The organism is Pseudomonas sp. RT4P38 (assembly GCF_054897765.1).
Window position 1 is genome coordinate 195,244 of the sequence record NZ_CM142703.1, and the last position, 19,908, is coordinate 215,151.

Annotated in this window: 20 protein-coding genes; 3 read left to right on the forward strand and 17 right to left on the reverse strand. The window is 56.4% G+C overall.

The genetic code is table 11. The features are described 5' to 3' along the window. Nucleotides 1-45 precede the first annotated feature (45 nt). The 17 genes from atpD to rpmH form a co-directional block, all read right to left on the reverse strand. Nucleotides 46-1,425, reverse strand: a complete 1,380-nt coding sequence (atpD, locus tag ACYZT7_RS00865) for a F0F1 ATP synthase subunit beta (RefSeq protein WP_283182328.1) — start codon at nt 1,423-1,425, stop codon at nt 46-48. A gap of 27 nt (nt 1,426-1,452) precedes the next feature. Further along, a complete protein-coding gene (gene atpG / locus ACYZT7_RS00870) occupies nt 1,453-2,313 on the reverse strand; it encodes a F0F1 ATP synthase subunit gamma (protein ID WP_283182329.1) in 861 nt (286 codons plus the stop codon). A gap of 50 nt (nt 2,314-2,363) precedes the next feature. Next, the gene (gene atpA, locus ACYZT7_RS00875; protein WP_282379785.1) at nt 2,364-3,908 is read right to left on the reverse strand and encodes a F0F1 ATP synthase subunit alpha; all 1,545 of its coding nucleotides are present in this window, start codon (nt 3,906-3,908) and stop codon (nt 2,364-2,366) included. 21 nt (nt 3,909-3,929) lie between these two features. Continuing rightward, entirely contained in the window at nt 3,930-4,466 is a 537-nt protein-coding gene (locus ACYZT7_RS00880) for a F0F1 ATP synthase subunit delta (RefSeq protein WP_309675632.1), read from the reverse strand. 12 nt (nt 4,467-4,478) lie between these two features. Continuing rightward, nucleotides 4,479-4,949 carry a F0F1 ATP synthase subunit B gene (locus tag ACYZT7_RS00885; RefSeq protein ID WP_008027535.1) on the reverse strand — a complete coding sequence of 157 codons (471 nt, stop codon included), beginning with the start codon at nt 4,947-4,949 and terminating at the stop codon, nt 4,479-4,481. Nucleotides 4,950-5,005: 56 nt separating this feature from the next. After that, nucleotides 5,006-5,263 carry a F0F1 ATP synthase subunit C gene (gene atpE, locus ACYZT7_RS00890; RefSeq protein WP_002555987.1) on the reverse strand — a complete coding sequence of 86 codons (258 nt, stop codon included), beginning with the start codon at nt 5,261-5,263 and terminating at the stop codon, nt 5,006-5,008. 133 nt (nt 5,264-5,396) lie between these two features. Then, complete coding sequence (gene atpB, locus ACYZT7_RS00895; RefSeq protein WP_462039587.1) at nt 5,397-6,266, reverse strand: F0F1 ATP synthase subunit A; 870 nt, start codon at nt 6,264-6,266, stop codon at nt 5,397-5,399. A 16-nt stretch (nt 6,267-6,282) separates the two neighbouring features. Continuing rightward, nucleotides 6,283-6,690, reverse strand: a complete 408-nt coding sequence (locus tag ACYZT7_RS00900) for a F0F1 ATP synthase subunit I (protein ID WP_007948092.1) — start codon at nt 6,688-6,690, stop codon at nt 6,283-6,285. A 148-nt stretch (nt 6,691-6,838) separates the two neighbouring features. Then, on the reverse strand, nt 6,839-7,711 hold the full coding sequence (locus ACYZT7_RS00905) for a ParB/RepB/Spo0J family partition protein (protein WP_008027541.1): 873 nt from the start codon (nt 7,709-7,711) through the stop codon (nt 6,839-6,841). 9 nt (nt 7,712-7,720) lie between these two features. Then, nucleotides 7,721-8,518: a ParA family protein gene (locus ACYZT7_RS00910; RefSeq protein WP_008155709.1), complete on the reverse strand. Its 798-nt coding sequence runs from the start codon at nt 8,516-8,518 to the stop codon at nt 7,721-7,723. Between the two features lie 18 nt (nt 8,519-8,536). Further along, complete coding sequence (gene rsmG, locus ACYZT7_RS00915) at nt 8,537-9,181, reverse strand: 16S rRNA (guanine(527)-N(7))-methyltransferase RsmG (protein WP_462039588.1); 645 nt, start codon at nt 9,179-9,181, stop codon at nt 8,537-8,539. Beyond that, the gene (mnmG, locus tag ACYZT7_RS00920) at nt 9,178-11,076 is read right to left on the reverse strand and encodes a tRNA uridine-5-carboxymethylaminomethyl(34) synthesis enzyme MnmG (RefSeq protein WP_462039589.1); all 1,899 of its coding nucleotides are present in this window, start codon (nt 11,074-11,076) and stop codon (nt 9,178-9,180) included. Before mnmG ends, rsmG begins: the two co-directional genes overlap by 4 nt. 548 nt (nt 11,077-11,624) lie before the next feature. Further along, entirely contained in the window at nt 11,625-12,995 is a 1,371-nt protein-coding gene (mnmE, locus tag ACYZT7_RS00925; protein WP_462039590.1) for a tRNA uridine-5-carboxymethylaminomethyl(34) synthesis GTPase MnmE, read from the reverse strand. 79 nt (nt 12,996-13,074) lie between these two features. Next, entirely contained in the window at nt 13,075-14,760 is a 1,686-nt protein-coding gene (gene yidC / locus ACYZT7_RS00930; protein ID WP_462039591.1) for a membrane protein insertase YidC, read from the reverse strand. Between the two features lie 2 nt (nt 14,761-14,762). Further along, nucleotides 14,763-15,008 carry a membrane protein insertion efficiency factor YidD gene (gene yidD, locus ACYZT7_RS00935; protein ID WP_074872215.1) on the reverse strand — a complete coding sequence of 82 codons (246 nt, stop codon included), beginning with the start codon at nt 15,006-15,008 and terminating at the stop codon, nt 14,763-14,765. Then, complete coding sequence (rnpA, locus tag ACYZT7_RS00940) at nt 15,001-15,402, reverse strand: ribonuclease P protein component (RefSeq protein ID WP_031319201.1); 402 nt, start codon at nt 15,400-15,402, stop codon at nt 15,001-15,003. Before rnpA ends, yidD begins: the two co-directional genes overlap by 8 nt. A gap of 16 nt (nt 15,403-15,418) precedes the next feature. Beyond that, nucleotides 15,419-15,553, reverse strand: coding sequence for a 50S ribosomal protein L34 (rpmH, locus tag ACYZT7_RS00945; protein WP_003213577.1), 135 nt, complete (start codon nt 15,551-15,553; stop codon nt 15,419-15,421). Between the two features lie 567 nt (nt 15,554-16,120). Between rpmH and dnaA the strand changes: the two genes are divergently transcribed. From dnaA to recF, 3 genes are read left to right on the forward strand one after another with little or no spacing between them, the layout of a single operon-like run. Continuing rightward, nucleotides 16,121-17,641 (forward strand): chromosomal replication initiator protein DnaA, encoded by a 1,521-nt coding sequence (gene dnaA, locus ACYZT7_RS00950; protein WP_462039592.1) that lies wholly within the window; start codon nt 16,121-16,123, stop codon nt 17,639-17,641. A 39-nt stretch (nt 17,642-17,680) separates the two neighbouring features. Further along, on the forward strand, nt 17,681-18,784 hold the full coding sequence (gene dnaN, locus ACYZT7_RS00955; protein WP_017341709.1) for a DNA polymerase III subunit beta: 1,104 nt from the start codon (nt 17,681-17,683) through the stop codon (nt 18,782-18,784). 20 nt (nt 18,785-18,804) lie between these two features. After that, on the forward strand, nt 18,805-19,908 hold the full coding sequence (gene recF, locus ACYZT7_RS00960; protein WP_449644461.1) for a DNA replication/repair protein RecF: 1,104 nt from the start codon (nt 18,805-18,807) through the stop codon (nt 19,906-19,908).

Sequence of the window (19,908 nt, forward strand, 5' to 3'; positions counted from 1 at the left end):
CTGATTGCCTCAACCTAAATTAGCGCCCGTTACCGGGCGCCGGGATTACAGTTTCTTGGCTTTCTCGATCGCTTCTTCGATGCCGCCGACCATGTAGAACGCTTGTTCTGGCAGGTGGTCGTAGTCACCGTTGAGGATGCCTTTGAAGCCAGCAATAGTGTCTTTCAGGGAAACGTATTTACCCGAAGCACCGGTGAAGACTTCAGCCACGAAGAACGGTTGCGACAAGAAACGCTGGATCTTACGAGCACGGTTTACCAACTGCTTGTCGGCTTCCGACAGCTCGTCCATACCCAGGATCGCAATGATGTCCTTCAGTTCTTTGTAACGTTGCAGAACATACTGTACGCCGCGAGCGGTGTCGTAGTGGTCCTGACCGATCACGTTCGGGTCCAGCTGACGCGAAGTCGAGTCCAGTGGATCGACCGCTGGGTAGATACCCAGGGAAGCGATGTCACGGGACAGAACGACGGTGGCGTCCAAGTGGGCGAAGGTGGTCGCTGGCGACGGGTCAGTCAAGTCATCCGCCGGTACGTATACCGCCTGGATCGAGGTGATCGAACCGTTTTTGGTCGAAGTGATACGCTCTTGCAGAGTACCCATCTCTTCAGCCAGGGTCGGCTGGTAACCTACTGCGGAAGGCATACGGCCCAGCAGTGCGGATACTTCAGTACCGGCCAGGGTGTAACGATAGATGTTGTCGACGAACAGCAGTACGTCGTTACCTTCGTCACGGAACTTCTCGGCCATGGTCAGGCCGGTCAGTGCTACGCGCAGACGGTTACCCGGCGGCTCGTTCATCTGACCGTAAACCAGTGCCACTTTGTCCAGAACGTTGGAATCCTTCATCTCGTGGTAGAAGTCGTTACCCTCACGAGTACGCTCACCCACACCGGCGAACACGGAATAACCGGCGTGCTCGATGGCGATGTTACGGATCAGTTCCATCATGTTTACGGTTTTGCCTACACCGGCACCACCGAACAGACCGACTTTACCACCCTTGGCGAACGGGCAAACCAGGTCGATAACCTTGATGCCGGTTTCCAGCAGGTCGTTGCCGCCAGCTTGTTCAGCGAAGGTTGGCGCAGGACGGTGAATGCCCCAGCGCTCTTCGGTGTCGATCGGGCCAGCTTCGTCGATCGGGTTGCCCAGAACGTCCATGATCCGGCCCAGGGTCGCTTTACCGACCGGTACGGAGATGGCTGCGCCAGAGTCTTTGACTTCCAGACCGCGCTTCAAGCCTTCGGTGGAACCCATCGCAATGGTACGAACCACGCCGTCGCCCAGCTGTTGCTGAACTTCGAGAGTAGTCCCGGCCGCGCTTTGTACTTCCAGCGCGTTGTAAATGCTCGGTACGCTGTCGCGTGGAAATTCCACGTCGATAACGGCGCCGATGATTTGAACGATACGTCCGCTACTCATAGCTGGATCCTCTGAATATTTGAACCGTTAAACCGCGGCAGCGCCGCCGACGATTTCCGAGATCTCTTGGGTGATCGCAGCCTGACGCGCCTTGTTGTAGACCAGCTGCAAATCGCTGATCAAATCACCGGCGTTGTCGGTAGCGTTCTTCATCGCGATCATCCGCGCAGCTTGTTCAGCCGCGTTGTTCTCGACCACCGCCTGGTAGACCTGCGACTCAACGTAACGGACCATCAAGCCGTCAAGCAGCTCTTTGGCGTCCGGTTCGTAGAGATAGTCCCAGTGGTGCTTGAGTGATTGATCCGCGGTTGCCTCCAGTGGAATCAACTGCTCCACAGTTGGCTGTTGCGTCATGGTGTTGATGAACTTGTTGGACACCACGGACAGGCGATCAATACGGCCGTCCAGGTAGGCATCCAGCATCACCTTGACGCTGCCGATCAGATCATTGATCGACGGCTCTTCACCCAGGTGGCTGATAGCTGCAACGACGTTACCGCCGAAGTTGCGGAAGAAAGCCGCACCCTTGCTACCAACAACACACAGATCGATCTCGACGCCGTTATCGCGGTTTACCGCCATGTCCTTGACCAGGGCCTTGAACAGGTTGGTGTTCAAGCCACCACACAGACCACGGTCACTGCTCACTACGACATAACCGACGCGCTTTATTTCACGCTCGATCATGAAGGGGTGGCGATATTCCGGGTTGGCGTTGGCCAAATGACCAATAACCTGGCGGATGCGCTCCGCGTAAGGACGGCTAGCAGCCATGCGCATTTGTGCCTTGCGCATTTTACTGACCGCCACTTTTTCCATGGCGCTGGTAATCTTTTGCGTGCTTTTGATGCTCGCAATCTTACTGCGAATCTCTTTTGCGCCTGCCATGTAACACCTATCAGGTTAGCAAGCGGGAGCCTTGCGGCTCCCGCTGCGGCTTACCAGGTTTGGGTGGCCTTGAACTTCTCGATACCGGCTTTCAGGCCAGCGTCGATTTCGTCATTGAAGTCACCCTTCACGTTGATCTTCGCCATCAAATCGGCGTGATCGCGGTTGAAGAAAGCAATCAGCGCTTGTTCGAAGCTGCCGATCTTGGCGATTTCAACGTCAGTCAGGAACCCACGCTCAGCGGCATACAGCGACAGCGCCATGTCAGCGATCGACATTGGTGCGTATTGCTTCTGCTTCATCAGCTCGGTAACGCGCTGACCATGCTCAAGTTGCTTACGGGTCGCTTCGTCCAGGTCAGAAGCGAACTGGGCGAATGCCGCCAGTTCACGGTACTGAGCCAGAGCGGTACGGATACCACCGGAGAGCTTCTTGATGATCTTGGTCTGAGCGGCACCACCCACACGGGATACCGAAACACCGGCGTTCACAGCAGGACGGATCCCGGAGTTGAACATGGCCGATTCCAGGAAGATCTGACCGTCGGTGATGGAAATCACGTTGGTCGGAACGAACGCGGAAACGTCGCCAGCCTGGGTTTCGATGATCGGCAGTGCGGTCAGGGAACCGGTTTTGCCGGTCACTGCGCCGTTGGTGAACTTCTCTACGTACTCTTCCGAAACGCGGGATGCGCGCTCCAGCAGACGGGAGTGGAGATAGAACACGTCGCCTGGGTAAGCTTCACGGCCTGGTGGACGGCGCAGCAGCAGGGAAATCTGGCGGTAAGCCACTGCTTGCTTGGACAGATCGTCATAAACGATCAGCGCGTCTTCACCGCGGTCGCGGAAGAATTCACCCATGGTGCAACCGGAGTACGGTGCCAGGAACTGCAGTGCTGCAGATTCCGAAGCGCTCGCAGCCACGACGATGGTGTTAGCCAGTGCGCCGTTTTCTTCCAGCTTGCGAACCACGTTAGCGATGGTCGATTGTTTCTGACCGATAGCTACGTAGACGCAGAAAATGCCGCTGTCTTTCTGGTTGATGATCGCGTCGATCGCCAGAGCGGTTTTACCGATCTGACGGTCACCGATGATCAGCTCACGCTGGCCACGGCCGACAGGGATCATGGCATCGACAGCCTTGTAGCCAGTCTGTACAGGCTGGTCTACCGACTTACGCCAGATCACGCCTGGAGCAACTTTCTCGACCGCATCGGTCTCGGTGTTGTTCAGCGGACCTTTGCCGTCAACTGGGTTACCCAGTGCGTCGACTACGCGACCCAGCAGTTCCTTACCAACCGGAACTTCGAGGATGCGGCCAGTGCACTTGGCGCTCATGCCTTCAGCCAGAGACTGGTAAGAGCCCAATACAACGGCACCTACAGAGTCTTGCTCCAGGTTGAGAGCCATACCGAAGACGCCGCCCGGAAACTCGATCATCTCGCCGTACATTACGTCGGCCAGACCGTGAATCCGCACGATACCGTCAGATACGCTGACGACAGTGCCTTCGTTACGGGCTTGGGAGGTCACATCGAGCTTGTCGATGCGGCCCTTGATAATTTCACTTATTTCGGAAGGATTGAGTTGCTGCATTGCTCTGCTGCCCCTTCAAACTCAAGATTTCAATGCTTCGGCAAGGTTCGCGAGTTTGCCGCGAATCGAGCCATCGATTACCAGGTCGCCGGCGCGGATGATGACACCACCAATAAGGGTGGCATCCTCCGCAGCGTGCAGTCGCACTTCCCGGCCGAGCCGTGCACTGAGAACCTTGGCGAGTTTGTCTTGCTGTTCTTGGTTCAATGCAAAAGCACTGGTTACGTCCACGTCTACCGATTTCTCTTGTTCGGCCTTGTACAGGTCAAACAGAGCGGCGATCTCCGGCAAAAGCGGGAGACGGTCGTTTTCGGCAACGACGTGAATGAAATTCTGTGCCTTGGCATCGAACTTGTCGCCACACACGTCAATAAACGTGGTGGCCTTGTTTGCGCTCGTCAGTCGCGGGGCCTTGAGCATGCTCTGCATAGTGTCGTCTTGCGACACTGCTGCAGCCAGGCCGAGCATGGCTGACCAAGAGGCCAGTTGCTGGTGGGCCTGGGCGTGCTCGAAGGCTGCCTTAGCGTAAGGTCGGGCCAACGTGGTCAATTCTGCCATGATCGCCCTCGCTTAAATTTCAGCAGCCAGTTTGTTTACCAGCTCCGCGTGCGCGTTTTGATCGATTGTGGCACCCAGGATCTTCTCGGCGCCGCCAACGGCCAGAGCACCCAATTGGGCACGCAGCGCGTCTTTGACACTGTTCAGTTCCTGCTCGATCTCGGCCTGAGCCTGAACCTTCACACGGTCAGCGTCGATACGGGCTTTTTCAACAGCCTCTTCAACGATCTGATTACCGCGTTTCTTGGCTTGCTCAATGATTTCGGCTGCCTGAGCTTTAGCTTCGCGCAGTTGTTGACCCGCTTTATCTTGGGCCAACTCCAGGTCGCGAGCTGCTCGGGCGGCAGCGTCCAGTCCATCCGCGATCTTCTTCTGACGTTCGTGCAAAGCCGCGATGACCGGAGGCCACACGAACTTCATGCAAAACAGTACAAAAATGAAGAACGCAACGGACTGGCCAATCAGGGTTGCATTAATGTTCACGCCAACACCTCGCTCGTTCGTTGCACATCACACCAATTACTCGAAGGTTCGAGTGATTAGCCAGCGAGTTGACCAACGAATGGGTTCGCGAAGGTGAAGAACAGAGCGATACCAACACCGATCATGGTTACGGCGTCGAGCAGACCGGCAACGATGAACATTTTAACTTGCAGCATTGGAACCATCTCTGGCTGACGCGCTGCGCCTTCCAGGAACTTGCCACCCAACAGGCCGAAACCAATTGCGGTACCCAGTGCGCCCAGGCCGATCAACAGTGCAACAGCGATAGCGGTTAGACCAACTACAGTTTCCATCTTTCCTCCCGACTTTTACGTCGTATGGTTTAGGTTTTTTAGATTTTAAAGCGGTAAAACAAATCGTTTCATAGCCCTGTTCGGGCACCCACCCGTTTGACCGAGTGGGACATCAGACTAGTCGAGACTGGTCTTAATGGTTCTCTTCGTGCGCCATCGACAGGTAAACGATGGACAGCATCATGAAGATAAACGCCTGCAGGGTGATGATCAGGATGTGGAACACAGCCCACGCCCACTGCAGAACTATACCCAGGCCGCTAAGCCAGAGCAGACCGCTGCCGAACATCACAGCAATCAGAATGAAGACCAGCTCGCCGGCGTACATGTTGCCGAACAGACGCAGTGCCAGGGAGATTGGCTTGGCAACCAGCGTCACGAACTCCAGCAGGAAGTTCACCGGAATCAGCAGGGCTTGAAGAAAAATGTTCTTGCTGCCGAACGGGTGCAGGGTCAATTCGCCGATGAAGCCGCCGATGCCCTTGACCTTGATGCTGTAGAAAATGATCAACGCGAATACCGACAGGGACATACCCAGAGTCGCGTTCGGGTCAGTGGTCGGAACAGCACGGAAGACCAGATGCGGGTCGCCGGTAATGATGGCAGCCACTTTCGGAATCCAGTCAACCGGAACCAGGTCGACGGCGTTCATCAGGAACACCCAGACAAAAATCGTCAGCGCCAATGGTGCAATTAATGGATTACGGCCGTGGAAGGTATCTTTCACGCTGCTGTCGACGAACTCGATCAGAACCTCGACGAAGTTCTGCAAGCCGCCAGGCTGACCGGAAGTCGCCTTCTTTGCCGCCATGCGGAAAAGAAGAACGAAGATCAGACCCAACCCGACCGACCAGCCGAGTGTATCGACGTGGAAAGCCCAGAAGCCCATTTCTTTGGCTTCTGCTGCGGTGTGGGCAAAGCCCCAGCCGCCGTTAGGTAGCTGCCCGAAGGTCAGGTTCTGCAAGTGGTGCTGGATATAGCCCGAAGCGGTTGTCTCTGCCATGGTTGCCTCAAACGCCCTAAGGTCTCGAAAGTCTTGTTCTCATCAGCAGGGGCGCGAACCAGCTGACCAGTTGGGTCAACACGAAGACGCCGAATACAGCTAGCGGCGCCAATGGCTTCACACCTGCAAACGTCAATGCAAAGAGCACTGCCGTCAAAATTAGTTTGCCCGCCTCGCCGGCATAAAAAGACCGGACGATGGCTTGAGCTGCTCGGGCACCGGAAAACCGAAATGCCCTGTGAGCGAAATAAACATTGGGCAGCAAGGCTATCAGGCCTCCGCAAAGTCCTGAGTACCCGGCTACGACTCCATGCCAGTACCAAAGCGCCAAAGCGGCCAGTACCAAAACGACAAATTGAGCCAGTAATACCGGAAAAACTGCCAGGCGATGGAACGGCAAGCGGTTTGGCGTGCGGCTCTCCATCGTTTTTGCTCCCCAATGATCGGCTGCCGGAATTCAATAACTTGGCATAATTTGTGCCGACAAAATGCGCGCAGAGTATAGGGGCGGTTCTGCCCCTATTCAACTGTCAGGTAGTGATTTCCACCTGCACGCTACATGAGGAAATGTTTCAGCGGATGTGTGCAAGCACACCTTGAAGCTCATCGAGGGAGTTGTAACCGATCACCAACTGACCCTTCCCCTTTTTCCCGTGGCGGATCTGCACCGCAGAGCCTAGGCGCTCAGCCAGACGCTGTTCGAGTCGAGCAATATCCGGGTCCGGCTTTACCGGTTCAGCAGGTTCCTGTTTGCCACTCAACCACTGGCGAACCAGTGCTTCAGTCTGGCGCACAGTCAGCCCCCGTGCGACAACGTGTCGCGCCCCTTCAACCTGTTGATTCTCCGGTAAACCGAGCAACGCACGGGCATGACCCATTTCCAGGTCGCCGTGCGACAGCATGGTTTTGATGACTTCCGGCAACGCGATCAAGCGTAGCAGGTTAGCCACGGTCACGCGGGATTTGCCCACCGCTTCGGCCACTTGTTGCTGAGTCAGCTGGAATTCCTGCTGCAAACGCTGCAAAGCCACCGCTTCTTCGATCGGATTGAGGTCTTCGCGCTGGATGTTCTCGATCAGTGCCATCGCGATCGCGGTCTCATCCGGCACATCGCGAACCATTGCCGGGATGGTTTCCTGGCCAGCCTGCTGGCTGGCGCGCCAACGACGTTCGCCAGCGATGATTTCGAAGCGACCGCTGCCGATCGGACGAACCACGATCGGCTGCATCACGCCCTGAGCCTTGATCGACTGTGCCAGCTCTTCCAGGGCCTGTGGGTCCATGTCCCGACGCGGCTGGTACTTGCCGCGCTGGATCAGGTCCAGGGGCAGGTGCTGCAGCTCACGCTGATCTGCCTGCACCGCTTGTTCTTCCAGCGAGCTGACAGTCGGACCACTCAGCAGAGCATCCAGTCCACGTCCGAGACCTCGTTTCTTGACGGCCATGGGGATTCCTTAAGTTGCCTGAGCAGCGGCGGTGCGTGAGTTTTTGCGTTGACGACGAACCATCTCGCCCGCCAATGCCAGATAGGCAATGGCGCCCCGCGATGATTTGTCGTACGCCAACGCCGGCATGCCATAGCTTGGCGCTTCGGCCAAGCGGATGTTGCGCGGAATCACCGTGTCGTAGAGCTGCTCGCCGAAGTGTTCCTTGAGCTGCGCCGAAACATCGTTCATCAGGCTCAGGCGCGGGTCATACATGGTCCGCAACAGGCCTTCGACTTTCAGGTTCGGGTTCAGCAGTTCTGCGATGCGCTTGATGTTATCCACTAGGTCGCTCAAGCCTTCGAGCGCGAAGTACTCGCACTGCATGGGGATAATCACCCCGTCAGCCGCAACCAGTGCGTTAAGCGTGAGCATCGACAGCGACGGCGGGCAGTCGATCAAAATGTAATCGTAGTTTTCACGGATCGGCGCCAACGCACTGCGCAAGCGGCTTTCCTTCATCTGCATTTCCAGCAGAACCACTTCGGCCGCGGTCAGATCGCGGTTGGCCGGCAGCAGTTGGTAACCACCGTGCTCGGAATAGTGCATGGCCTGGGCCAGATCGCATTCGCCGATCAGCAGGTCGTAAACCGAGTTTTCCAGGCCGTGTTTATCCACACCGCTACCCATGGTGGCGTTGCCCTGTGGATCGAGATCGATCAACAGCACCCGACGCTTGGTAGCGACCAGGGAAGCTGCGAGGTTGATGCAGGTGGTGGTCTTGCCCACACCACCCTTTTGGTTCGCTATCGCGAATACCTTAGCCATTCTTGCTTGTGTTCCCAATCATGCCGTGCGGCGCAGTATCAGCAGATGGCGTTGGCCTTGGCAACCGGGTACGGCCAGGGCGTGTTCGCTATCGAGGTGGAAGTCTGCCGGCAATGCTACCAGCTCATCGGCGGGATGAACGCCCTTCATTGCCAGCCAACGTGTTTCGGTGTCGCCGAGGTGACGAGTCCAGTTGCTGAAGTTCTCCATGCTGCTGAACGCCCGGGAGATGATCCCGTTGAATGGCTGATCAGGCTGAAAAGCTTCGACGCGACTGTGGATAACTTGCAGGTTATCCAGTTTGAGTTCGAGTTTGACCTGGGTCAGGAAGCGGGTTTTCTTGCCGTTGCTGTCCAGGCAGGTCACTTGGGATTCTGGAAACAGGATGGCCATCGGGATACCCGGCATGCCACCACCACTGCCGACGTCCAGCCAGCGACCGTTTTCGACGAACGACATCACGCTCAAACTATCGAGCAAGTGACGGGAAACCATTTCATCCGGATCGCGTACGGCGGTCAGGTTGTACGCCTTGTTCCATTTGATCAACAGGGCCAGATAACCCAGCAGCTGCGCATGCTGGGTTTCTGTCAGTGTCACGCCGAGTTGGCGAGCACCTGTGGATAACTCTTCTGCGTGTTGCGAGGTGACCAACGAACTCAAGCGCTTTGCTCCAACTGACGGCCCGCGCCGCGTTTTTTCAAATGAATCATCAACAGCGAAATCGCTGCCGGCGTCACGCCCGGGATACGCGACGCCTGGCCCAGAGTCTCTGGACGGGTCGCACCGAGCTTGCTCTGGATCTCTTTGGAGAGACCGGAAATATTCGTGTAATCGATATCCACAGGTAGTTTTGTGTCTTCGCTGGCCCGCAGCCGTGCGATTTCATCCTGCTGGCGATCGATGTAACCGGCGTATTTGGTCTTGATTTCGACCTGCTCGGCGACTTGTGGATCTTCTGCGCCCCCACCGGTCACGGCGATCAGCCCAGCGTAGTCGATTTCCGGACGGCTCAGCAGGTTGAGCAAGTTGTACTCGTGGGTCAGTGGCGTGCCGAATTTCTCGGAAATCGCATCGCCTTGCTCGGTGCCCGGGCGAACCCAGGTACTTTTCAGGCGTTGCTCTTCCAGCGTGATGCTTTCGCGTTTGGTGCAGAACGCAGCCCAACGCGCGTCATCCACCAGACCCAGTTCGCGACCTTTTTCGGTCAAGCGCAGGTCGGCGTTGTCTTCGCGCAGGATCAGACGATATTCGGCGCGGGACGTAAACATCCGATACGGTTCCTGGGTACCCAGGGTAATCAGGTCGTCGACCAACACCCCGATGTACGCCTCGTCGCGACGCGGGCACCAGGCATCTTTGCCCTGTGCACGCAGTGCGGCATTAGCCCCGGCCAGCAAACCCTGGGCGCCGGCTTCTTCGTAACCGGTGGTGCCGTTGATTTGCCCGGCGAAGAACAGACCGCCGATGACTTTGGTTTCCAGGTTGTACTTCAGGTCACGCGGGTCGAAGTAGTCGTATTCGATGGCGTAACCCGGACGAACGATGTGCGCGTTTTCCATGCCGCGGATCGATTGCACGATCTGCAGTTGCACGTCGAACGGCAGGGATGTGGATATCCCGTTCGGGTACAGCTCGTTGGTCGTCAGGCCTTCCGGTTCGATGAAGACCTGATGGCTTTCCTTGTCGGCAAAGCGATGGATCTTGTCTTCGATCGATGGGCAGTAACGCGGGCCGATACCTTCGATCACACCGGCATCGGAATACATCGGCGAACGATCAAGGTTGGCAGCAATGATTTCATGGGTGCGGGCGTTGGTGTGGGTAATCCAGCAGCTGACCTGTTTCGGATGCTGCTCTTTGGAACCCATGAACGACATCACCGGGATCGGCGTATCGCCTGCTTGCTCGGTCATCACCGAGAAATCCACAGTACGACCGTCAATACGCGGTGGTGTACCGGTTTTCAGGCGGCCAACGCGAAGTGGCAATTCACGCAAACGGTGAGCCAGGGCGATCGACGGCGGATCACCGGCACGGCCACCGGAAAAATTCTGCATTCCGATGTGGATAAGTCCACCGAGGAAGGTGCCAGTGGTCAGCACAACGGAATCGGCGAAGAAACGCAGACCCATTTGGGTGACGACACCGCGCACTTGTTCCTGCTCGACGATCAGGTCGTCAGCGGCTTGTTGAAATATCCACAGGTTCGGCTGGTTTTCCAGGGCTTCGCGGACAGCGGCCTTGTACAGAACCCGATCAGCCTGAGCGCGAGTCGCTCGCACGGCCGGGCCTTTGCGGCTGTTCAACACGCGAAACTGGATACCACCCTTATCGGTGGCCATGGCCATCGCGCCGCCGAGGGCGTCGATTTCCTTGACCAGGTGGCTTTTGCCGATCCCGCCAATGGCAGGGTTGCAACTCATGGCACCGAGGGTTTCCACGTTATGCGTCAGCAACAGGGTTTTTGCCCCCATGCGTGCTGACGCCAGTGCTGCCTCGGTACCGGCATGACCGCCGCCGATGACGATCACTTCAAAACGGGAAGGGAAATCCACCACGCACCTCGTGCCTGCTTCAGTTAGGTAATCCGGAATAGGTTGATCTCAGGTTTTTGGACCTGGTCGGCAAGTATAGGGACTTCGCCCTTCCTAAAGAACCCTTTGCACAAAATTTAACCAGCTGTGGAAAAGTCGTGGTTATAGAAATTAAAAAGAGAGAAATTTATTAAATCTTTGTTTTTATGTTTATTTCTACTGAGCACCATTTCTGTGGATAGATCTATACAGGACTTTATATTCAATATGTACAGAGATTCAAAACCCTGTGACCATGTGCCAATAAGGCCCTTGGATAACCGGTTTAAGCCTGTGGATTAAAGAGGTGGTTATCCACAGGGGCGGTTATCTTCAGTTTTGAGGCCCTGTTATCAACTGGCCTTAGTGGCAGTTATTCACAGGGCTTAATCCACAGAAAAACGCAGAATAGGCGAATCCTGGACACGGAAAATCCACACAAGCAGAAAGAACTGCCTGGCACTGGAGGAGAATTTAAGAAAAGGTAGGAACAGACAGGCACGATGGCCTGTCTGTGGAGAACGGAAGGGTTATTTACCGATACAGAAGCTGGAAAAGATTCGTCCCAACAGGTCATCGGAGCTGAATGCACCGGTGATTTCACCCAAAGAGTGCTGAGCCTGGCGCAAATCTTCGGCCAGCAGTTCACCGGCACCGGCCAGGGTCAGCTGCGCACGGCCGTGCTCGAGGGAAGCACTGGCATGACGCAACGCGTCAAGGTGACGCCTGCGAGCGCTGAAGCTGCTCTCCGAGGTCTGTTCGTAGCCCATGCAGGCCTTGAGGTGGTCACGCAGCAATTCCAGCCCTTCACCTGCGGACTTGGCGCTCAGGCTGATGGTGACGTGGCCATCCTCGCTGATTTCCAGGGCAATGGCTTCGCCTGTAAGGTCAGCCTTGTTACGGATTAGCGTGACTTTTGCCGGATCCGGACGGACTTCCAGGAATTCCGGCCATAACGCGAACGGATCAAGTGCCTCGGGAGCGGTAGCATCGACCACCAACAGCACGCGATCAGCCTCGCTGATCGCTTTCAACGCTCGTTCTACGCCGATTTTTTCCACCTGGTCTTCGGTATCTCGCAGACCTGCGGTGTCGACTACGTGCAGCGGCATGCCATCAATGTGGATATGTTCACGAAGAATGTCCCGGGTGGTACCGGCAATCTCGGTCACGATCGCTGCTTCTCGTCCGGCCAAGGCATTGAGCAAACTGGATTTACCGGCATTCGGCCGGCCAGCGATCACCACGGTCATCCCGTCACGTAGCAAAGCACCCTGCCCGGCTTCTCGGAGTACGGTGGATAACTCGTCACGCACTTTGTCGAGCATGCTCAGTACATGGCCATCGGCGAGGAAGTCGATTTCTTCTTCCGGGAAGTCGATAGCCGCTTCGACATAGATGCGCAGGCCAATCAGTTGCTCGGTGAGGTTATGCACACGCTCGGAAAATGCGCCCTGCAAGGAACGCAGGGCATTTCGTGCAGCCTGTGCAGAACTCGCCTCGATCAAGTCGGCAATTGCCTCGGCCTGAGCGAGGTCGAGTTTGTCGTTGAGGAAGGCCCGCTCGCTAAATTCACCTGGCCGTGCCAACCGACAGCCGAGTTCCAGGCAACGCTGAAGCAGCATATCCAGAACTACCGGACCGCCATGGCCCTGGAGTTCCAGCACATCCTCACCGGTGAACGAGTTCGGACCCGGAAAATACAGTGCTATGCCTTGATCCAGAACCTCATCGTTTTCACTGAGAAATGGGCCGTAGTGGGCGAATCGCGGCTTGAGCTCACGACCGCTAAAGGCTTTGGCCGCAACGCTCGCCAGCGGCCCGGAAATACGGACGATGCCTACACCGCCGCGACCTTGAGCGGTGGCGACGGCTGCAATGGTTTCACGAGAAACGCTCATAAACCGTTATCCAGACAAAAGTGACAGATAGCAAAACGCCCCACTAGGGGGCGTTTTGAGTGGTTATTCACAGTGTAAATCAGGCAGCTGCTTTGGTAGCCGCTTCGACTTTACGAGTGATGTACCACTGTTGGGCGATCGACAACACGTTGTTCACAACCCAGTACAGCACCAGACCCGCCGGGAACCACAGGAAGAAGAAGGTGAAGATGATTGGCATCAACTTCATCACCTTGGCCTGCATCGGATCCGGAGGAGTCGGGTTCAACTGCTGCTGGATGAACATGGTTGCACCCATGATGATCGGCAGAATGAAGAACGGATCCTTGATCGACAGGTCAGTAATCCACAGCATGAACGGCGCTTGGCGCATTTCAACGCTTTCCAGCAGAACCCAGTACAGCGAAAGGAAAACCGGCATCTGCACGAGGATTGGCAAGCAACCACCCAGCGGATTGATCTTCTCTTTCTTGTACAGCTCCATCATGGCTTGCGACATTTTCTGTCGGTCGTCGCCATGTTGCTCTTTCAGCGCGGCCAGTTTCGGAGCCACTGCACGCATGCGAGCCATGGATTTGTAGCTGGCTGCCGACAGCGGGAAGAAGATCCCTTTGATCAGCATGGTCAGGAAGATGATTGACCAGCCCCAGTTGCCGATCAGCGCGTGGATATTTTGCAGCAGCCAGAAAATTGGCTGGGCAATGAACCACAGAATGCCGTAGTCGACGGTCAGTTCCAGACCTGGGGACAACTCTTTCAATACAGCCTGGCTTTTCGGACCGGCGTATAGAACGGCGCTGGTCTCGGCTTTTGCACCTGGCGCGACAGTCATCGCTGGGGCGGTGTAGCCGATGATGTAGTTGCCTTTACTGTCTTTACGGGTCTGGACGATGTTATTTTCGCCCTTGGCCGGAATCCATGCGGTCACGAAGTAGTGCTGCAACCAGGCAACCCAACCACCGTTCACGGTTTCTTTCAGCTGAGCCTTGTCCATGTCGCTCATCGACACTTTCTTGTACGGCTCGTTACTTGTCCACAGGGCGGCGCCCAGGTAAGTCGCGGTGCCGGTGGCAGTGCTGGAAGAAGGATCGGAGCTGGCGTCACGCTTCAACTGCGCGAACATCGCACCGGACCAGGGCTGAGCGCTCTGGTTATCGATCAGGTAGGAAACGGTTACGTCATACAGGCCACGTTTCACGGTGAAACGCTTGATGTAGTTGACGCCGTCCTTGCTGAATTTCAGGTCTACGACCAATTGGTCCTGACTGTCAGCCAGCTGGTAAACTTTCTTCTCCGAGGAGTAAACCGGACGACCGGCAGGACTTGCGTCCGGACCGTTGGTGCCGATCAAACCGCTCTGGGCCAGATAAGTCCGTTCGTTGCCGTTATCGAACAGCTGGAATGGAATGTCCGGATGGTCCTGGCGACGTGGATACAGTGGCAGCGTCAACTGGGCAACATCGCCACCTTGTGGATCGACAGCCAGGTTGAGCACATCCGTTTTGATCTGGATGAGGTCTTTGCTTGCAGCCACTGGCGTTTCAGCAGGTGCAGTTGCACTGGTTTCGCTTGCGGCGCGTGGAATGTCGTCACTGACAGAAGCATTATTGCCAGTCGCCGTATCCGGTAGACCCGGTGCGGTAGTACTGGAAGCAACATTCTGAGTCGGCAGGGCAGCCTGGCCATAGTCCTGGTTCCATTTAAGAACCATAACGTAGGTCACGATTGCCAGGGCGACGATCAGGATCGTGCGTTTGATATCCATGATTACTCGGCCATCGAAGAAGAACGGGAGGTAGGGATAGATGGAACCGGGTCATAACCACCGGGATTCCACGGATGACAGCGACCTAAACGACGAAAGGCCAGCCAGCCACCGCGCAGAAGGCCATGATTTTCTATGGCTTCATACGCGTAGCAGGAACAACTGGGGTAGAAGCGACAGTGACTGGCCATCAGAGGACTAATGGCATAGCGATAAAACTGGATCGGAACGAGTGCCAGTTTACGCATCGGGACTGTCTACCCCTACAGTTTCGGTTTTGACTGCTGGTACCGGCGTGCTGCGTGCCAGACGCTTCCAGAGTTTGCCGAAATGCTGAATCAATTCGGGGTTTTCTACGTCACCCAAACCTTTGCGCGCGACGATAACGATGTCCCAGCCGGCCAGTGAGTCCTGGTTCAGACGGAACGATTCGCGCATCAGACGTTTGAGGCGATTGCGCTCGACGGAGAGCTTTACGCTCTTTTTCCCGATAACCAGCCCGAGACGGGGGTGATCAAGATCGTTATTGCGCGCAAGGAGCAGGAGATTTTTCCCCGGAACCTTGCCGGTAGGGGAGTCAAAGACTGCCTTGAAATGCCGGGGAGTAAGCAGGCGCTTTTCCCGACTGAAGTCCTGACTCACCTCCAGTGCCGGATTATCAAACTGCCAGACGCGCACGACCTTTGGCGCGACGACGCGACAGGACGGCACGACCGTTTTTGGTTGCCATGCGAGCACGGAAACCGTGGGTACGAGCGCGTTTGATAGTGCTTGGTTGGAAAGTACGTTTCATTGTCGTGTTACCTGGTTCGTCCACAACGGGCCGGAATGGCCCCCGTTTTAAGAGACCGGGGATTCTAGAGAAAGCAAGCCTCTAGGTCAATTTCCAACCAGCGTTTCCTTATAAATAGATCACCAGACGTTTTTCCTGCCCAGGTCCTTGGCTAGATATAGAAATTAAGAAGGAAAGTATTTAAAGCTTTTCTGTAAAGCTTATAAAAGCTAGGGGCACGATAATCTGTGGATAACTGCCATAAGCCCTTTAAAGTCGTGATGTACAGAGAATGACAACTACGGTGGAAAACGGTGGTAACCCTGTGCTGCGCTGTCGGATAAGCTGTGTGTGAAAGAGGCACTTATCCACAGGACGGTTATCCACCGAGTTTCCCCCCCACTTGTACAACGACCTTAGACCCGGTTATCCACAGAGCTTATGCACAGACCGCTGGTCGTCTTTTTTTCGTATAGATCACTGATTCTTCATGGGCGGTGCACAACCTTCGTGTGGATAAGTCGGGGCTTGGTCGGCTACAATGGCCGCTTGTTTTTGCCTCACCGGCTTTCAACTTAGGGGATATCCGTGTCAGTGGAACTTTGGCAGCAGTGCGTGGAGCTTTTGCGCGATGAGCTGCCTGCCCAACAATTCAACACTTGGATCCGTCCACTACAGGTCGAAGCCGAAGGCGACGAGTTGCGTGTTTACGCACCGAATCGTTTTGTTCTCGACTGGGTCAACGAAAAGTACCTGGGCCGCGTCCTTGAACTGCTCGATGAGCATGGCAATGGCATGGCGCCGGCGCTGTCCTTATTAATAGGCAGCAAACGCAGTTCGGCACCGCGTGCCGCCCCGAATGCTCCGTTGGCCGCCGCTGCTTCACAGGCTCAGGCCGCTCAAGCACCTGTCAGCGCCCCGGCGCCAGCCCAGGTATCCGCTCCGACCAAGCGTGCGACGCAAAAAGTTGCCGAGGTTAATGAAGAGCCATCGCGCGACAGCTTCGACCCGATGGCCGGGGCCAGTTCGCAGCAAGCTCCGATTCGCGCCGAACAGCGTACGGTGCAGGTCGAAGGCGCGCTCAAGCACACCAGCTACCTGAACCGCACCTTCACCTTCGAAAACTTCGTCGAGGGCAAGTCCAACCAACTGGCACGGGCCGCGGCCTGGCAAGTGGCGGACAACCCCAAGCACGGTTACAACCCGCTCTTCCTTTATGGTGGCGTCGGCTTGGGTAAAACCCACTTGATGCACGCTGTGGGTAACCACCTATTAAAGAAGAATCCGAATGCCAAGGTCGTGTACCTGCATTCCGAGCGTTTCGTCGCGGACATGGTCAAGGCCTTGCAACTGAATGCTATCAACGAGTTCAAGCGCTTCTATCGCTCGGTGGATGCGTTGTTGATCGATGACATTCAGTTCTTCGCCCGCAAGGAACGTTCCCAGGAAGAGTTTTTCCACACCTTCAACGCCCTGCTTGAAGGTGGCCAGCAGGTCATTCTCACCAGTGACCGCTACCCGAAAGAAATCGAAGGCCTTGAAGAACGCCTAAAATCCCGCTTCGGCTGGGGCCTGACGGTTGCCGTCGAGCCGCCGGAACTGGAAACCCGCGTGGCGATCCTGATGAAAAAGGCCGATCAGGCCAAAGTCGATCTGCCCCATGACGCGGCGTTCTTCATTGCCCAGCGTATTCGCTCCAACGTCCGTGAGTTGGAAGGCGCGCTGAAACGCGTGATCGCCCACTCGCACTTCATGGGCCGCGACATCACCATCGAGCTGATTCGCGAATCCCTGAAAGACTTGTTGGCGCTGCAAGACAAACTGGTCTCTGTGGATAACATCCAGCGCACGGTCGCCGAGTACTACAAGATTAAGATCTCCGACCTGCTGTCCAAGCGTCGTTCACGCTCGGTCGCACGTCCGCGTCAGGTTGCAATGGCATTGTCCAAAGAGTTGACTAACCACAGCCTGCCGGAAATCGGCGATGTGTTTGGCGGCCGGGACCACACGACTGTTTTGCACGCCTGCCGCAAGATCAACGAACTTAAGGAATCCGACGCGGACATCCGCGAGGACTACAAGAACCTGCTGCGTACACTGACCACTTGATGAACACCAGCGCAGCTTATTAAGGCAAGGGACTAGACCATGCATTTCACCATTCAACGCGAAGCCCTGTTGAAACCCCTGCAACTGGTCGCAGGCGTCGTCGAGCGCCGACAGACCTTGCCGGTGCTCTCCAACGTGCTGCTGGTTGTCGAAGGCCAGCAATTGTCGCTGACCGGTACCGACCTGGAAGTCGAGCTGGTCGGTCGTGTGCAACTCGAAGAGCCTGCGGATCCAGGTTCCATCACTGTGCCTGCGCGCAAGCTGATGGACATCTGCAAGAGCTTGCCGAACGATGCACTGATCGACATCAAGGTCGACGAGCAGAAGCTCGTGGTGAAGGCCGGCCGTAGCCGCTTCACCCTGTCGACACTGCCGGCCAATGACTTCCCGACTGTGGAAGAAGGCCCAGGTTCGCTGACGTGCAGCCTTGAGCAAAGCAAACTGCGTCGTCTGATCGAACGCACCAGCTTCGCGATGGCCCAGCAGGATGTGCGTTACTACCTCAACGGCATGCTGCTGGAAGTCTCGGCTGGCATCATCCGCGCCGTGGCCACTGACGGTCACCGCCTGGCCATGTGCTCAATGCAGGCCGATATCGGTCAGCCGGATCGTCATCAGGTCATCGTTCCACGCAAAGGTATTCTCGAGCTGGCGCGCCTGCTGACCGAACCGGACGGCATCGTCAGCATCGTGCTGGGTCAACACCACATCCGCGCAACCACCGGCGAATTTACCTTCACCTCGAAACTGGTCGACGGCAAATTCCCTGACTACGAGCGCGTCCTGCCTAAGGGCGGCGACAAACTGGTACTCGGCGATCGCCAGGCCCTGCGTGAAGCCTTCAGCCGCACCGCGATTTTGTCCAACGAGAAGTACCGCGGCATCCGTCTGCAACTGGCTAACGGCCAGTTGAAAATTCAGGCGAACAACCCGGAGCAGGAAGAAGCGGAAGAAGAGGTGGGCGTTGAATACAACGGCGGCAATCTGGAAATCGGCTTCAACGTGAGTTATCTGCTCGACGTGCTGGGCGTGATGACCACCGAGCAGGTTCGTCTGATCCTGTCCGACTCCAACAGCAGTGCGCTGGTGCAAGAGTCTGACAACGACGACTCGGCTTACGTTGTCATGCCGATGCGTCTGTAATCATGCTCAGCAGAAGCTAGATGTCCTTAAGTCGCGTCTCGGTCACCGCGGTGCGCAATCTGCACCCGGTGACCTTCTCCCCCTCCCCCCGAATCAACATTCTTTACGGCGCCAACGGCAGCGGCAAAACCAGCGTTCTGGAAGCCATTCACCTGCTGGGGCTTGCCCGTTCGTTTCGTAGCAGCCGTCTTCTGCCGGTCATTCAGTACGAGCAATTGGCGTGCACGGTGTTTGGCCAGGTTGAATTGGCCGAGGGCGGGCACAGCGCCTTGGGGATCTCCCGCGACCGCCAAGGGGAGTTTCAGATCCGCATCGACGGGCAGAACGCACGCAGCGCGGCGCAACTGGCGGAAATCCTGCCACTGCAGTTGATCAACCCTGACAGCTTCCGATTGCTGGAAGGCGCGCCGAAGATTCGTCGGCAGTTTCTCGACTGGGGCGTGTTCCACGTGGAACCACGGTTCATGTCTACCTGGCAGCGCTTGCAGAAGGCCCTGCGCCAGAGAAACTCTTGGCTGCGGCATGGTACACTTGACGCCGTTTCGCAAGCGGTTTGGGACAGGGAACTGTGCCAGGCCAGCGCTGAAATTGATGAATACCGCCGCGCTTATATCAAAGCCTTGAAACCAGTCTTTGAACAGACCTTGAGCGAACTGGTTGAGCTCGAGGGCTTAACGCTCAGCTATTACCGAGGTTGGGACAAAGACCGCGAACTGAGTGCAGTGCTCACCGGGTCCCTTCAGCGCGATCAGCAAATGGGTCATACCCAGGCAGGACCACAGCGTGCTGATTTGCGTCTTAGATTGGGCGCACACAATGCCGCGGACATCTTGTCCCGCGGTCAGCAGAAGCTGGTGGTGTGTGCTTTGCGGATTGCCCAAGGGCACTTGGTCAGCCAGGCCCGACGCGGCCAGTGTATTTATCTGGTGGATGACCTGCCGTCCGAACTGGACGAGCACCACCGTCGCGCGCTTTGCCGCTTGCTGGAAGACTTACGCTGCCAGGTGTTTATCACCTGTGTAGATCACGAATTATTGAGGGAAGGCTGGCAGACGGAAACGCCAGTCGCTCTGTTCCACGTGGAACAGGGCCGTATCACCCAGACCCACGACCATCGGGAGTGA

Bases quoted from the DNA above. Each gene is read 5' to 3' on its own strand.
- atpG (WP_283182329.1), bottom strand. From the start codon at position 2,313: ATGGCAGGCGCAAAAGAGATTCGCAGTAAGATTGCGAGCATCAAAAGC.
- ACYZT7_RS00880 (WP_309675632.1), bottom strand. From the start codon at position 4,466: ATGGCAGAATTGACCACGTTGGCCCGACCTTACGCTAAGGCAGCCTTC.
- rpmH (WP_003213577.1), bottom strand. From the start codon at position 15,553: ATGAAACGTACTTTCCAACCAAGCACTATCAAACGCGCTCGTACCCAC.
- ACYZT7_RS00900 (WP_007948092.1), bottom strand. From the start codon at position 6,690: ATGGAGAGCCGCACGCCAAACCGCTTGCCGTTCCATCGCCTGGCAGTT.
- recF (WP_449644461.1), top strand. From the start codon at position 18,805: ATGTCCTTAAGTCGCGTCTCGGTCACCGCGGTGCGCAATCTGCACCCG.
- atpB (WP_462039587.1), bottom strand. From the start codon at position 6,266: ATGGCAGAGACAACCGCTTCGGGCTATATCCAGCACCACTTGCAGAAC.
- yidD (WP_074872215.1), bottom strand. From the start codon at position 15,008: ATGCGTAAACTGGCACTCGTTCCGATCCAGTTTTATCGCTATGCCATT.
- mnmE (WP_462039590.1), bottom strand. From the start codon at position 12,995: ATGAGCGTTTCTCGTGAAACCATTGCAGCCGTCGCCACCGCTCAAGGT.
- ACYZT7_RS00905 (WP_008027541.1), bottom strand. From the start codon at position 7,711: ATGGCCGTCAAGAAACGAGGTCTCGGACGTGGACTGGATGCTCTGCTG.
- atpA (WP_282379785.1), bottom strand. From the start codon at position 3,908: ATGCAGCAACTCAATCCTTCCGAAATAAGTGAAATTATCAAGGGCCGC.
- ACYZT7_RS00910 (WP_008155709.1), bottom strand. From the start codon at position 8,518: ATGGCTAAGGTATTCGCGATAGCGAACCAAAAGGGTGGTGTGGGCAAG.
- atpE (WP_002555987.1), bottom strand. From the start codon at position 5,263: ATGGAAACTGTAGTTGGTCTAACCGCTATCGCTGTTGCACTGTTGATC.
- dnaN (WP_017341709.1), top strand. From the start codon at position 17,681: ATGCATTTCACCATTCAACGCGAAGCCCTGTTGAAACCCCTGCAACTG.
- atpD (WP_283182328.1), bottom strand. From the start codon at position 1,425: ATGAGTAGCGGACGTATCGTTCAAATCATCGGCGCCGTTATCGACGTG.
- yidC (WP_462039591.1), bottom strand. From the start codon at position 14,760: ATGGATATCAAACGCACGATCCTGATCGTCGCCCTGGCAATCGTGACC.